Here is a 14,790-nt window from a genome sequence, read left to right as displayed (position 1 = left end):
CATTCTAAATCTGATATAGCAAAACTAATTAAGAGACCCAAAATCGTCTTGTTGTTGTAAAACAATTATTTTTTGCAGGCATAAAGGAGAGATGGTAAATGAAAATACAATATCCTACTTTAAAAACGCCTCTTACGATTGGCGTGACAGCACCCTCTAGTGGAGTCGAACAGCATCTTCATCTATTAATAACAGAAGCTGAAAAACAATTAATACAAAGAGGAATGAAAGTTATTATTGGAAATACTACCTGGACGCAGCTTAAAGGTAGAAGTACAACAAAAGAAAAGCGAGTCTCTGAACTTATGGACTATTTATTAGATGAGCGAATAGATGTCGTCATGCCACCGTGGGGAGGCAGTTTTCTAATGGAGTTATTACCTTTAATCGATTGGGACGAATTAAAAAAAGCGGGACCCAAATGGATATTAGGGTATTCAGATATTAGTACTTTATCTTTTGTATACACAACCATGACGGGGTACGCATCCGCACATGGGGTGAATTTTACTGAATTATCAGCACCTCAATGGGATGAACTTTCTTCTAAATGGATAGATGTGATTTCATGTAAGGTTGGTCATTCAATAACTCAAAGCTCTTCTAACTATTTTCAATCGAGCTGGGAGCAAGTTTATAAAAATCCAGCTACAGGATTCTATTTCGACAATGCAACCGAATGGAAAGTTCTAAACCAAGAGTTTAGTAATCGTATGACAGGTAGGTTGATAGGTGGCTGTTTAAATACATTGCAAATTCTTATAGGTACACCCTTCGATTACGTCCAATCCTTTATTAACGAATATTGTTCTGAAGAGGGAACAATATGGTATTTAGAAAGTGTTGGTATGGATGCAGCAAAAATTTACCGAGCTTTGTGGCAATTAAAGTATAATGGTTGGTTCAATAAATGTAATGGTGTCCTAATCGGGAGAGCAGGACTATATGAAAATCTAGGGGACTTTACATTAGCGGATGCACTACAAGATATCTTTGATGATATGAAAATACCAGTTTTCTATGAAGTAGATATTGGACACGTACCCCCACAATTAATTCTAGTGAATGGAGCAGTTGGTGAAGTAGTTATTGAAGAAGGAAGAGGCACACTAAAAATGCAATTTTGCTAGGCAACCTTCAAATTAAAGATGTACTTTATGTAGCATACAAGTTTAGATACTGCTGACGATAGTGGTAGTTTTACTAAAAAATGGCTGTTAGGAAATAAAAGGGGACCCTGATGAGGCCCCCTTTTATTTTAAGCATGTTCAGGAGAAGAAATGGTTCTTGGATTTTTCCTAATGTATAGGTAAATAAGCAAGGCTGTAATTCCTTCTGCTACTGGGAAGGTCCACCAAATCGCCTGTGAGCCAAGTACCTTAGGTAGTATGATGAGAGTAGGGATAAATAAAATAATACTACGTAGTAACATAATTGATGTGGCAATACGAATTTTTTCAATGGATTGAAAGAATTCTGCGAACACCATGTTGATCCCTAAAAATACATAGCCAATGGCGAAATGCACAAAGCCTTGTGCTGCCATACTGCGAATTTCAAATGAGCTATCTCCGAATAAAGCCATTAATTGTGAAGGGAAAAGAAGAGCTATAAGGGCAGTCGTTAACCCTAAAATAAATGCAGTAGCTAAGGCGATTTTTAGTAAAGCTGTTAATCTTTCTAGCAACCTTGCCCCGTGGTGATAGCTAACTAATGGTTGTAGGGCCATACCAACCCCAAGAAAAATAGTCAGCAAGACAGTATGGATATAATTGACCATTGCATAGGCTGTAACGCCATTTGCACCTAGATAATGTAAAAAGGTAACGTTATACAAAATAACAATAACAGCAACAGAAGCTTCAACAATAAAGCTAGGTAAACCTATAGCAAACATTTTTTTTAGATCTGATAGATTCAAAAAGGAAGTGACAAACTTTAACTCAGCTTGTGGACGGAAAAAATGAAGACATAGCACAGATGTACCTATAATTGTAGCTATTGCTGTTGCTAAAGCACAGCCAGTCACACCATAATCTAGTACGAAGATAAAAACATAATTTAAGAGTATATTCAAAACCGACGTTGTAATTAAGCCCAGCATAGCTAACTTTGGGTTGCCATCATTTCGAATAAAAATACTTAAAAGATTTTCAATTGTGTAAAACACCCCAAAGAGCAAAATAACATGTAAATACTCCTGCACATAAGGATAGGTATCATCACTCGCCCCAAATATATAAGAAATGTCCTTTAAATTTAACGCGAGGAATCCAATAATCGTGATGACAACCACTAGCATTGTAGAGAATGACAGTGTAAATAGTTGGTGAGCACGTTGCTTATTGCCCTCTCCTAAAGAAATCGAGAAAAGGGTAGCCCCTCCCATACCAATCCATAGAGAAATCGAAAGCAAAATGGAGAAAATAGGAACGGCTATATTCACTCCAGCTAAAGCTGTAGGTCCCACGCCATGACTAACGAAAATGCCATCTACCAAAATATTGATGGACATCAAAAGCATCCCGATCATTGCGGGGAATAAGTATGATAAAAATAATGGTTTCAGTGGTCTTGTTTCAATTGGATTAATGGTTGTCATAAGCATGCACCTCCAAAACCATTACTTTTTCCCCTTTATCATCTATTTCACCATTAAATATAAAACCGAATTGTTTATACAATTGGATAGCTACAGCATTATTGTCATAAACACTTAAATATATCTGAAGACAGTTGAACTTTACTGTTAAATATTGAATAAGCTGCTGTAAAAAATGTTTTCCCAAACCTTGTCCTTGGTATTGTTCTGCAATTAGATAGCGATCAAGCCATACGCGTTGACTGTAATCATTATGAGGGAATATGCCATACATAGCGAAGCCTATAGCGGTGTTATCTTTATACAGACCTAAAGGTGTAAAACGTCGATCCATTTCCGCCTCTGCTAAGCATTGGTCTGTAGATTCAATAAAATGTTGCTGATTGTCAGCGATGCGTAATGCTAAAATTTCTTTCTTGTTAAAAGCTGTAATGTCACGAATCTCCGTGAACATAATGTCAAAACCTTTCTATTTTTATTTTGAATAGGTACAATCTAAAGTATATAGTAACTATATAGTCAAGGGAGGAAACTCAAAAAATGATTAATAAAAATGTAAAATATTTTACAACTGGGGAATTTTCTAAATTATGTAAGGTAAATAAACAGACACTTATTTATTATGATCAAATTGGTTTATTATCTCCCATCATGAAGGATAGTAAGGATTATAGGTATTATTCACTTGCTCAATATGATTTTTTCGGTGTTATTGAATTATTAAAGGCAGTGGGGATGTCTTTAAAGGATATTCAGCAGTATATGGCAGAGAAATCACCTGAAAATTTTTTAGAATTGATGCATCAACAAAAAGAGCATGTTGCGAAGAAACGTAGAGAACTAGAAATGATTGAGAATATTATTGATGTCAAAATCAAAACGACAGAGGAAGCACTGCATCTAAATTTTAAGGACATTACGATTGAGTACTTTCCTGAAGATACATTATATTTGAGTAAAAATATCGAGAATTCTACAGAAGAGCAGTTTGTGAAGGCTGTATCTGACTTTATTGAGGAATTGGATCGCTCTCAATTAGATACGGGGTATCCCATTGGAGGGATAACAAGAAGAGAGCAAGTGTTAGCTGGAAATTACGATAACTATAGTTATTTATATATTGAGCAGCCTCATCCAAGAGAAGGACATCCTTATTTTAAGGCGATAGAGGGTGAATTTGTGATTGGTTATCATGTTGGCTCCTCTTCAAAACTTGGTGAGACCTACACACGGTTATTTAATCTCATGCATGAAAAGGGTTATGAGCTAGGCCAATATGTATACGAGGAATACATTTATGATGCCGTAATGAAAAATCGAGAGGACGAGTATGTAACCAAAATTATGATGGAAGTAAAGAAAGTAAAATAATTCATTATGGCGTAATAGAAAAGAATGAATATAGCTGAGTAATTTATCATATATGAAGGTTTAGATGCCAGTAAAATAATAGCATTTTGTCGTTCTGTTTAAAGTTATCCTAATCAGTAAATGATTTCCTGACGATAAATAAAAAGAATGACATCACACGAGCCTTATATGGAGGTTAGAGACAATGTGGGTTGAGCGTTGGCATCATTTAGTAGAGCGATTGAAGCAACAAGAAGCTTATGTACATCCGATTGAATTACGACCAGTTGCAACCGAGCAAGAGTTACAGCAGGTAGAGGAAAGACTTGGTATACAAATCCCTAATGGATTTCGTCAACTATTGCAAAATTGCTCAAAGCAAGTAAGTATTTATTGGTCATTACCTGATGAGGCGATACTTCCTATTGAATTGCTTGATACGCCTTATGGGGAGTTTGGCTGGAGCTTAAACGACTTAGATTTCCCCTACTTTGGAGGGGATGATGAATCAGATGAACAGCAATATTTACAATGTTTTACGGCAGGTAACGGAGATGCCCTTCTCCTTAAGCTTGACGACGAAACCTTTTGGTATTGGAGTCATGAAGAAGATGAGTTTGATCTGCTTGCTGTCAGCTTTCATTCGTACGTTGAGAATATGACAGCTTTAGGCTGTATCGGAGTAGACTGCGGCCAGCATCGTCAATTTTGTAGTGTGAATGGATTGGATGTTGAGTTGGCTAGCTCACAAATATGGCTAACATGGCTAGAACAATTTTTAAGCTCTAATTTACAGCAGGCACAATCTAGCTTAGAATCTTTGCTTCATTATGTTTCCATGCATGGCGCGAAAAAAACAAGCGTGCAGGAAGCATTTTTGCATTTTGATGGAGTGCAGGTGTTTCAGGTGCTTCAACATAAAGTAGAGCAAGCTCTATCTCTCTCAGATCAAAAAGCATGGAGCGAAGTGTTAGTCAGGGTATGTCCGAGTGAGGCCGAAAATTGGGTGAGAGAACTTTGGCAAGTACAGAGTGACATGCCAGATTCGCTGCGTGATTATGTAACAGCACATTGTTTGCCAGTTGATGAAGGTCAATCATACATCCTACAGGATATCAAAAAAGATAGAATTGATGCCTATACAGCCTTACATAGATTACGCCATTTCCATCATCCAAACATCATAGAATGGATGAAGTGCTATGTCACGTTTCCGATTGATGGCTGGGATTCACTTCTAGCAGAGTCACAGCCAAGTGCAGAGACATTATACGAATGGTTAAATGGGAGTGAAGTAGAAAGGCTAACATCCATCCGAGCCATTTGTCAGATGATACAGCGGGGAATCACGCCAACAACCATGATAGATGAAGAAAAATGGCGACCTTTGCTGGCGTATTGGGTTGAACATGAGGTGCTACGGAAAAACAAACAGCTGTTTAGCCAAGCGCTTAATTGTTTGGAAAATTGGATAATAAAATACTATATGCTACAAAGGGGAGAGTAGATTGAACCATTTTACGATATTTGCTTCCAAAAATGATACAGATGATATAAAGGATAAACTATCTGATATATTAGCAAAAAGCTTTACTATTGAAAAAAACGATAACGACTATTTATTAAAATCAAGAAGTTTATTTAATAAATATAGATGTTCCATAAACATTTTAGCTGAAGATACGAACCCGGATTATTTTGCAAAAAATATACCTGGGATGATGGGCTTGTATGATACTATTCCATTTAAAGATGAACAGCTAAAAGAACGTGTAATGATTCAAATATCGGTGCTTAATACAGTCATTGCAATTGAAATGGACAAAGAGATGACAGACGGCCATATGCAGCTATTCATAAAATTATTAGCAAGTATAGGAGGTATTGGTTTCCTATCAGATGGTACTTTGCTGGATCAGAACGGTATGGTTATTGTTTATCCTAATGGAGAATCGGGTCCATCTGATTTTCAACCACATGCTTGTACAAGAAAGATACATGCACAAGAGGTCACATCAGCACAGGGAGAGGCACGAAAAATTAGAACGATAGCCTTTTTAAAAGAGAAGAACATACCTTATGCGGCATCGCTTCCTCAGCTACCACCAGTAGAAAATCTTCAATTTAAAAGCCAAGAGGATATTGCAAGAAGAGCGGTTGCCCTGTTGATTGTTATTCAATTCGCTTGTGATGTAGCACAGAAGGGTGATATTGAGGAGTCTAGAGAGTTCTTTACCAATATGCTACACACATATGAGGTGCATGAATTTTTAACGGAGCATGAAAAATTCTTTCTTGAGGCTCAGCATCCTGGTGCTCAAGAAGCTGTCAATATATCATGGCAATATGAAGCCTATTGGACACTTATTTGGGCATTGGGACTTGTGGAAGAGCTAATTTTCCCTGACGATGTATGTGATTGTGAATATGCGATTCAGGTTGTTTCTCGTTGCGAAACATTTGAACAATTTTATAATCAAACGGTACTGCGTAGTAAGGAAGAAATAGTAGATGAGGCGGATAAAATTTACAGATTACATTGGGCTTGTGTAGATAGTCGCATCAATGGACAAGCAACTCCTTTAGCATTAAATGAAAGTGTTGTGATGGAAAGACGTAGAGGTTTATTTTGGATGATAGGGTATCAAGGCGAAGAATGGGATTCTATATCGATGGGTACTTAAAACAAAACAGTCAATTGAAAGGTAGAAATGGATTTCCGTTGCAGGCTACTTGCTTTCCTGTGGGCGAGCGCCGAATCGCTTCCTTCGCTCCGCTCCGTGCAGGGCTTCGCCTGTCTCGCTATCCCACGGGAGTCAAGTAGCCTTCCACTCCAACCCACTGACTTTTTAGCAAAGGTGTTCAAATAAAGTGAAGGTGTTCACTACTCTTTATGAAGAGGTTTTGTCACGCTTCACTTCTCCACATTGAAAATAAGAGCTCATCCCCTCTAAGAATACAGTTAATGGGCGATTTGATCGCTATGCTACTATGAAAAAAAGTAAAGACACTTTGCAGAATGGTTGATTGGAGTGGAGCCAGCGTCACTCCTAGGGGATTTAGCGTCACAGAGGAGACCCTGGAGCGAACGGAAGTGAGTGAAGCGGCTCCTCGGACGCCCCCTGGAAAGGACGCTGGCGGAACGGAAATCAACCTCTCACCTTGTAAAGTTGCTTTTTCTGCCGTTGACATCATCTTTTTTCAACAGCATGACAAGAGCAAACTAGATCTCTAGTTTGCTCTTGTTTAGTAAGAGAGGTTATTTGATATAGGTTGGTTTATTGACCTTATCTATTAAAAGTATGCCATCGTATTGGTCGCGCGGAACAAAGCTTTCTTGCATGACACCCCAACTATAGGCTAAACGAGGCTCAAACATCCATGAGTTGCCTCGCTCATTTTGACGGTTGCGCAAATCAATGAATGTGTAAGGTTTATTTGTTGTAGACAGAATATCCTCAATAGATCCTTTGACAGGAGGTAAAACAGGCATAGGTTCTCCCATATTATTTGCTGTCTCTCCACTTGTCATGTATAGACCTAATACATAGCTATATTTCTTATACATATCAGGTAAACGTTCTCCCATTAATTTAACTGGGTAAGGGGATCCCATTACATCCGATTGTGCCTTACGAATATGATCGTTATGTGCCCAGACAATAAACTTTTCTGTTGGGTAAACTTCTTCAGCTAACCAAAGTAAGTTCTCCATCATCGCTTGATCTCGCCATTCCATAGTTTGTAAAAAGGATGCTATAATATTTTGTTCAATGTCGATGTTGGACTGAATCGTTAACTCTATATATTCGTCCGCTAGCCGAATACGATCTGTTAGCGTGCGATCCATCAATTTTACAATATGAGGCTCATTTGGATAAGCTGTCTGTAACTCTTTTTCTTTCGTTTCAATTTGTGATTTTACCTGTTTATACACATCCATTATAGTAGCTTTTACTTTCTGATAGCCTTTCAAATCTTTTCCTGAGCTCCATTCGGCAAGTTGCTTCTCCGCTTCACTGAATTGCTGAGCTAGCTTAGGGTTTTGGAGCCAATCTCCGTTCGTAAATGGCCCTTGCTGTTGAATATCAAAGCCAGTAAGTACAAGAGGTTGCTCTGTTGCTTGAGTTGATTTTGCATAGTCAAACAGAGGCAAAGTTTCTTTTGTCCACCAAACCCCGAAAATGGCATCTTTCATTGTCTGTAGAGCTGCTTGCTTGTCAATTTGTCCTTGAGCGTTCATCACATTGCCCATACCACTTTCAAAGGCAAGGACATTATAGCCCATTTCCTGATGTAAAAATTGTATTAAACGTGTTTTCGCGAGATTGAATTGTGCCACACCATGCGAGCTTTCCCCTAAAAAGACAATACGTTTATCGTGTAATAAGGGCTTTAACATCTCTAAATCCTCAAATTTGTTAGCGGGAATTTTTTGTCCATTAAACATTTCAGGCTGGATGGATGACAAGCTGTATGCATGATCATTCGCCCATTTTTTCCAATCAAGTAATGTTTCATTAGAAGTCCTAGCTTGTTTGACTGTAGAATCGTTTTCAATATTAACCTGCTCAGTTGTAGGAACAGCGGCAGAGACACTAGCAACTCCGTTCAATGTCAATAAACTTGCCAGTACAAAACTTAATAAAGCCTTATGCTTCCTAGCTTTCTTCATTCATTATCAGCCCTTTTCTTTATAGTAATACTAATTATAGGGAGCGAAGTTTAAAGTAAAGGGAATATTTGTTTAAATTTAGTTTAAATTTCCTTATATAAAAAGAAAAACACCTCCAATTGATGGAGATGTAGGAATGCTATTTATAGTGATACGTACTTGCCCTTACATGGTTACGTTGAATTTGGTTAAACCACGCACGATCCTTTTCTTCTTGTTTTAATGTACCAACAATGGAGGAAGAGCAACTTACGCAAATTTTAGCTTGTGTAATCTGCCCACATCGTTCGCAAGGGGCTCCTAGATTAGGGAAAATGGAGTTCTTTAATTTCCCTGCTTTTACCCATTTGTAAAGCAATTCGGATGATACGCCTGTTAAAGCGACAACTTCATCGTTTGTTAAGTAGCGATTATTTTTTCTTAATAAAAAATGATGTAACTCTGAAAATATATCTTCTTCTCTCACATCTATTTTCTTTTGAAATAGCAACATAACTAATCATCTCCTCGTCCCATTAATTAATGATTTCATTAATTGTTATAGGTTGTTCATCATATTTATAATTTTCCCAACGATTACGTGCAAGCTTGCGATATTTCGCCGAAACATTTCGATCAGCGATTAAGCGAGAAAATCCTTTTTTGGCTTCAGGAATGTCACCTAGTCGTAGGCTTAATTCAGCATGTAAAAACTGAATTCTCTCTCCACCTTCTTGATTGGAGGCAAAGGATTTACTATAAAAGTCTCTAGCTGCAAAAAGGTAGCGCTTTTCGGATTCTTCGTCATTTTTTAATCGATAGAGCCAAGCAATTTTTAGAGCGAAATTCGCCATTAAAAGAGCTTCCTCCATTGATGCACGGGATACTAAATAGGCGAGCTTAAAACTGATAATGGCATCATCAATTGTACGTTCCTGACAGATATCCATAGGTTTCTGGAGCTCTTTAATGTATAGTTCATCAATGAGTAGCATGAAAGGTCCATATGTCCGTGTCATAGATTTATGATAGGCATAGCCACAATGTGGACACACGGCAACTTCATACAGCAAAGGGTTTAGGCCATCATAAACAGGCATGAAATCCGTTTGTTCTTCGATAATTTTATATCGATTAGGGCGAACTTTATATGTTGTAAACTGCTTTTTGCAAAATTTACAATCTACACTACTTTCATAGTAGTAAATGTTAAATGCCATAAGAATCAACTCCTTTGCGTGCTCTAGAATTTTATTTCTTTTGTTCTATTTATACGTAAGAATTTATCGTTCAATGTATTTAAGTGATTATCTTTTATTTTAACAATTTTGAGTTCTTTGGTATACTCCTTTAGAATTATTAAAATAAAAATATTCATGGATTTATTAGTTAAATATTATTATAAATACGCTTGTAATAGTTTTTATCGGTGTTGCGAATGGAAGTTATATAGTTTGCTGAAAGTTTGTCAAAATACTTTCACATATTTCATGGAAAAGAAATAATAAACTTGATTCTTGTGGTTCTAAATTACTATTTATGTAGGGGGACTCAAAATGAAATATAACATCGTGTTTTTTGATGTAGACGGCACATTAATTAATTACGAGGATGGCTGTGTGGAAGAAAGTACAAAACAGGCTATTCAGCTATTGCAAGACAAGGGAATCCATCTTGTAGCGGCTACCGGAAGACCCTTATCCATGTGCTCTGAGTTACAAGAGCTGGGGATTGAAACCTTTATTACAGCAAATGGAGCCTATGTGAAACATAAGGATCTTGTCATACATAAAACACCCATTGCTAAAGATATTGTCCAAAATGTACAGGCTTTTGCGCAGGAACAACAGCATAGCCTAACATTTTTTACAGAGCAACTGTCCATGAATAGCATACAAAGTCCAGTAGCTTTAAGAGCGATGCAAGAAACTTTATCTTTACGGGATTTTCCACTTGTAAATGAAACAATTGTAGATGAAGAGGTTTTTCTCATGTGTCTGTATGCAGATGAGCTGGCTGAAAAAAGATATGCTAGCCAATTTTCGAATATATTTTTGCAGCGATGGCATCCTTATATTGTGAATGTATTACAGCAGGATGTTTCGAAGTCATTAGCTATTAAAGCGGTACTGGATTATTTTAATATTAGCCCTGAGAATGCCATTGCCTTTGGCGATGGGGATAATGATATTGACATGTTAGAGTATGTAGGGTTAGGGATTGCCATGGGAAATGGTAGCACAGCTCTAAAAAGTGCTGCCAATTTTGTTACAAAGAAATCTACTGATGGCGGTGTCAATTTTGCTTTACGTCAACTTCAAGTCATTTAGAGTGCTGAGGTTAGACTGTCATGAAACTTATATAGCAGGTCGATTTTAATAAATTTTAGGTGGGATGATTTATGGCACAACACGTGCAGTCTCTAATTGAACATTACGGATACTTTGGGATTATCGTGATTCTAATTGGAGGCATTGTTGGGTTGCCACTTCCTGATGAGGTCTTTTTAACTTATGTAGGCTATAGTGTTTACCGAGAAAGTCTTGAACACATTCCTGCCTTAGTCAGTGCACTGATTGGTGCAGTTGGAGGCATTACTTTAAGCTACTATATCGGTTATCGTTTTGGCTTACCGTTATTGCAGAAATATGGCCCTAAAATTCATATTACAGAGCAAAAAATTGATTTTACGAAAAAGATGTTTACAAAAATTGGACCTACCTTATTATTAATTGGCTATTTTATTCCTGGGGTACGTCATTTGACAGCATATATTGCAGCTATTAATAATTATCCTTATAGGAAGTTTGCGCTTTTTGCCTATACAGGTGCATTTATTTGGACGTTCACATTTATATCATTAGGAAAGATGCTTGGGGAGAAATGGCGATTTGTTGGATACTATTTAACCCATTATAGTATCTATCTCATCCTATTGTTTATTCTAGGAATGCTTATTGCTTACTTTTTATTCAAAAAAAGAAATGGACAAAAATAAAAGTCGGTATACGCTATACCGACTTTTATGTTATGGCAAAATAGCAAATGAGCGCACAGGGAAGCCTGATGCTTTTTCTGGCTTAGGTACGATATTGAAGATGATGGCGCCCTTCGCAGGTAGCTTGTCCAAATTAGTCATTAACTCAATTTGATAGGTGTCTTGTTCAAGCACGAAATATTCGCCATCTAGCTTGCTATTTTTACGAAAATCAGCGGCAGAGTCCGTATCGAATGTTTCATGACCAATTGCGCTTACCTTGCGTTCTTTTAGTAAAAACTGTAAAGCCTCTAAACCCCAGCCAGGGATGTGGTTATGTCCATCTGCATCCTTATTACTGAATGCCTCCTTATCTGGCCAGCGCTTACTCCAATCTGTACGTAATGCTACAAATGTTCCTGCTTCAATTTCTCCATGCTGGGCTTCAAAATCACGAATATCTTCAACACTTAATGAAAAGTCATGGTTGCTAGCAGCCTCTTGTGATTTATCAATGACGACAAGGGGAAGAACGAGTTCTTTTAGTTCTAATTCTTCTAAGTACCGAGTGTCTCGCACAAAATGAATAGGTGGATCGATATGTGTGCCATATTGACCAGGGAACGTAAATTGTTGGGCAAAAAAACCATCCTCATGAGAAAATAATGTTTCAAATTTAGCGTCCTCAAACATAAAAAAATGTGGTGAATTAGGGCCGAATGTATGTGTTAAATCAACCCACTGTTTTGATTTTAATAATTGCAATGCTTGTAAAAGTTCATTAGACATTGATATCCCTGCTTTCTGTTAAAATTAGTGGTAAATAAAAAGGAGTCCCCTTATAGAAGAGGACTCCTGCAAAAACAACGGTAGTTCTTCTTCTCATCTTCAAGGCGGATCATTTTGCCAATTGGAGTTAGCACCATACTGTTGAGCTGGTTGCTGAGACTTCATCGGGCCAATCCCTCCGTCTCTCTTGATAAGAAAAGTGATATAAGAATTTTCAGAAATAACAATACAAATACTTTAGCATAGTTTTTTATAGTTTACAAGTTCACTAGGGATACAAGGTTAAAGTTTTTTCACCAATTTAAGTTTAAGGTTACTCCACAACAATCATGATCAATAAGACGTATTCTAAAACTGTCTGGTGTATAGTTTGCTTCAAATTTCATCGTGATGCCTGTTGATGTGATTAGTCTATCAACCTCTGTTTTATTTGAAAGCTGTGCAGCATTCATTAGATCATGTGCAAATTGTTGGGAGCTATCAATTTTATCCGTAAGTAATTGAGCTTGCTGCATCATCGCCTTTATCCGTGTAGCTGAAATTTTCAATTTATGTGTGTCGACAGGTGGAAAGGGATTAGTGGTCGGCATTGCTAAATGTTGAGGAATAGGTCTTACGGCAAGCTGATGGACGGATGGCGACGTTGGATAATGATAGGGATGAACAAAGTACGGATAAGGATTGTAATACAATGTAATTCCTCCTATCCTATAGCTGATATCTTATCTTATGTAGCCAAATGGCTTTCGGTGTTACTTTCAGTATCAAGTTTGTCCTAAAACATTGAAAAAGGAAGCTATAGTGGGCTTCCTTTTTGTTTAGCCTAGGATATTCAAGACATCATCAATTTTTTTACTATGTGATAAAATGCCATAATTCATCCATGTTAAAAAGTCTACTTCATAGACACATTTACTTTTAACTGCGGCTAGGTTTTTCCAAGTGGGCGTTTTTAAAATAGCACGTTCCTCATTTTCATAAATAGAATGTTGTTTATCAAATGTAATAAACAAGTGATCTGCGTCTAATTGCAGCAATTGATCAAACGTCAGTTGTGCTTTACGTTGATTGTGCGGAATACTCCATACTAGTGGATGTGGCATTAAACCTAAGTCACGATATAAAATGGGCCCCGTATAGCCACATTCAGGACCAGCGTATAGGGTAATGCCAATGGCTGAAATACGGAGAAATGCCACACTTTGCCCATAAACGGATTTGCTAAGAATTCCCTTTGCTTGCTGTACCTTATCCTCATATTGTAGGATCACGTCTTGCATCAAGGGAGTTTTTCCTGTTAAATCAGCAATTTTAAATAAAGTAGATTGCCAGTTCTCACCAGGATGTGAGATATGGCAGACAGGGGCTACTTCACTTAAATGATGAAAGGATTCCCAACGCTCTACACCAGAATCTAGCATAATTAGAGTTGGTTTATAGTGAAGAAGTTGATCCATTTCTCTATTTTGTACATCAATATCTGGCACTTCTTGGAGACCTAAATAGTCTTGTTTTCCCCATTTTGAATGACTGAATTGAGCAATTGGCGTAATCCCAAGGGCGACAAAGAAATCTTCTAAAAATGGTGCAAATACACGTAGATTGCTGCTTTGATTTCTTCGATATTGCCCTGGAGAGATGCCGACCTGTTCTTTAAAACGACGATTGAAATAATACTCATTATTAAATCCGACAGACTGACTAATTTCAAATACTCGATCATTTGTCGTCATTAATAATTGCTTAGCTTTTTCAAGACGAATGTTATTTAAATAGTGAAGAGGGATTTGCCCCGTAATCTCTTTGAAAATGCGCGTATAATTCCATCTTGGTACATCGGCTAATTCGGCCAACTGCTCAACCGTCCACTCTTTTTCAAAATGTTTATGCAAGTGGTTAATGGACTGCTCAACAGATTGGCGATCATTTTTTTGCACCTGCTTGGGTATAGCTTGATGTAAGAGCAATAACATCAGCTCTTGAAAGTGCACATGCTGCTCAAAAATCGTGTGCTCATCCTCCGCTAGGCGGTTTTGATAAATGGCCTCTAGCAGTCTGTGACATTGCGAAACGGGGAGGAGACGTTGCTCTTTAACACGCGTAAAATGGTTAGAAATAGTCTGATTATCACTGAGATGGACAATGTTGAATTGTAATTGATAAAAACATAGGTGCTTGCTTTGGATGTAAATATTAACCGTGTTATTGGGCGGTATCAATATGCACTTTTCTTCACTAAGATGTATAGTGTTATGATCTATTTCTAGCTTTCCACTGCCACTCATTACGATGAAAAGTGTATAGAAATCACTACTAATCAACTGCGTGTTTGATGATTGAATTGCATAAGAGATATTTTGTAACGTATAAACATGTGTTAAGTTACCCATTGGTGATTCACCCCTTTATGTTGAATTT

The 14,790-nt window shown here is 37.4% G+C and carries 14 protein-coding genes and 1 riboswitch; of the genes, 6 read left to right on the top strand and 8 right to left on the bottom strand.

All coding sequences use genetic code 11. The annotated features are described in order from the left end of the window. The first annotated feature begins 98 nt into the window (after nucleotides 1-98). Nucleotides 99-1,130: a S66 family peptidase gene (locus tag JTI58_RS07150; protein WP_205446062.1), complete on the top strand. Its 1,032-nt coding sequence runs from the start codon at nucleotides 99-101 to the stop codon at nucleotides 1,128-1,130. Nucleotides 1,131-1,258: 128 nt separating this feature from the next. On the opposite strand, the gene JTI58_RS07145 is transcribed toward JTI58_RS07150, so the two are convergent. Continuing rightward, nucleotides 1,259-2,602 (bottom strand): MATE family efflux transporter, encoded by a 1,344-nt coding sequence (locus JTI58_RS07145; protein ID WP_205446061.1) that lies wholly within the window; start codon nucleotides 2,600-2,602, stop codon nucleotides 1,259-1,261. Beyond that, the gene (locus tag JTI58_RS07140) at nucleotides 2,589-3,056 is read right to left on the bottom strand and encodes a GNAT family N-acetyltransferase (protein ID WP_205446060.1); all 468 of its coding nucleotides are present in this window, start codon (nucleotides 3,054-3,056) and stop codon (nucleotides 2,589-2,591) included. The genes JTI58_RS07145 and JTI58_RS07140 overlap by 14 nt, the downstream gene beginning before the upstream one ends. A gap of 86 nt (nucleotides 3,057-3,142) precedes the next feature. Between JTI58_RS07140 and JTI58_RS07135 the strand changes: the two genes are divergently transcribed. From JTI58_RS07135 to JTI58_RS07125, 3 genes are all read left to right on the top strand, one after another. After that, nucleotides 3,143-3,973, top strand: a complete 831-nt coding sequence (locus JTI58_RS07135) for a MerR family transcriptional regulator (RefSeq protein ID WP_205446059.1) — start codon at nucleotides 3,143-3,145, stop codon at nucleotides 3,971-3,973. Nucleotides 3,974-4,157: 184 nt separating this feature from the next. After that, nucleotides 4,158-5,459 (top strand): SMI1/KNR4 family protein, encoded by a 1,302-nt coding sequence (locus JTI58_RS07130; protein WP_205446058.1) that lies wholly within the window; start codon nucleotides 4,158-4,160, stop codon nucleotides 5,457-5,459. A 1-nt stretch (nucleotide 5,460) separates the two neighbouring features. Then, a complete protein-coding gene (locus tag JTI58_RS07125) occupies nucleotides 5,461-6,636 on the top strand; it encodes a DUF4272 domain-containing protein (protein ID WP_205446057.1) in 1,176 nt (391 codons plus the stop codon). 575 nt (nucleotides 6,637-7,211) lie between these two features. Here the strand turns inward: JTI58_RS07125 and JTI58_RS07120 are convergent. The 3 genes from JTI58_RS07120 to JTI58_RS07110 all read right to left on the bottom strand — a co-directional run bounded on the left by JTI58_RS07120 (nucleotide 7,212) and on the right by JTI58_RS07110 (nucleotide 9,826). Continuing rightward, the gene (locus JTI58_RS07120) at nucleotides 7,212-8,627 is read right to left on the bottom strand and encodes an erythromycin esterase family protein (RefSeq protein WP_205446056.1); all 1,416 of its coding nucleotides are present in this window, start codon (nucleotides 8,625-8,627) and stop codon (nucleotides 7,212-7,214) included. Nucleotides 8,628-8,766: 139 nt separating this feature from the next. Next, nucleotides 8,767-9,120, bottom strand: a complete 354-nt coding sequence (locus JTI58_RS07115; RefSeq protein ID WP_205446055.1) for a hypothetical protein — start codon at nucleotides 9,118-9,120, stop codon at nucleotides 8,767-8,769. Between the two features lie 22 nt (nucleotides 9,121-9,142). Next, nucleotides 9,143-9,826: a DUF2225 domain-containing protein gene (locus tag JTI58_RS07110; RefSeq protein ID WP_205446054.1), complete on the bottom strand. Its 684-nt coding sequence runs from the start codon at nucleotides 9,824-9,826 to the stop codon at nucleotides 9,143-9,145. Nucleotides 9,827-10,162: 336 nt separating this feature from the next. Between JTI58_RS07110 and JTI58_RS07105 the strand changes: the two genes are divergently transcribed. Further along, nucleotides 10,163-10,936: a Cof-type HAD-IIB family hydrolase gene (locus tag JTI58_RS07105; protein ID WP_205446053.1), complete on the top strand. Its 774-nt coding sequence runs from the start codon at nucleotides 10,163-10,165 to the stop codon at nucleotides 10,934-10,936. A 71-nt stretch (nucleotides 10,937-11,007) separates the two neighbouring features. Next, a complete protein-coding gene (locus tag JTI58_RS07100; protein ID WP_205446052.1) occupies nucleotides 11,008-11,604 on the top strand; it encodes a DedA family protein in 597 nt (198 codons plus the stop codon). Between the two features lie 30 nt (nucleotides 11,605-11,634). On the opposite strand, the gene JTI58_RS07095 is transcribed toward JTI58_RS07100, so the two are convergent. From JTI58_RS07095 to JTI58_RS07085, 3 genes are all read right to left on the bottom strand, one after another. After that, entirely contained in the window at nucleotides 11,635-12,372 is a 738-nt protein-coding gene (locus JTI58_RS07095) for a cyclase family protein (RefSeq protein ID WP_205446051.1), read from the bottom strand. Between the two features lie 90 nt (nucleotides 12,373-12,462). Further along, nucleotides 12,463-12,569: riboswitch (SAM riboswitch) on the bottom strand. A 96-nt stretch (nucleotides 12,570-12,665) separates the two neighbouring features. After that, a complete protein-coding gene (locus tag JTI58_RS07090; RefSeq protein WP_205446050.1) occupies nucleotides 12,666-13,064 on the bottom strand; it encodes a YuzC family spore coat inner layer protein in 399 nt (132 codons plus the stop codon). A 126-nt stretch (nucleotides 13,065-13,190) separates the two neighbouring features. Continuing rightward, nucleotides 13,191-14,762, bottom strand: a complete 1,572-nt coding sequence (locus tag JTI58_RS07085) for a helix-turn-helix domain-containing protein (protein ID WP_205446049.1) — start codon at nucleotides 14,760-14,762, stop codon at nucleotides 13,191-13,193. Nucleotides 14,763-14,790: the final 28 nt, after the last annotated feature.

Source organism: Lysinibacillus fusiformis (assembly GCF_016925635.1).
GTDB classification, from domain to species: Bacteria; Bacillota; Bacilli; order Bacillales_A; family Planococcaceae; genus Lysinibacillus; species Lysinibacillus fusiformis_F.
The sequence above is the reverse complement of the archived record's forward strand: the minus strand, read 5'-3'. Positions and strand labels throughout refer to the sequence as shown.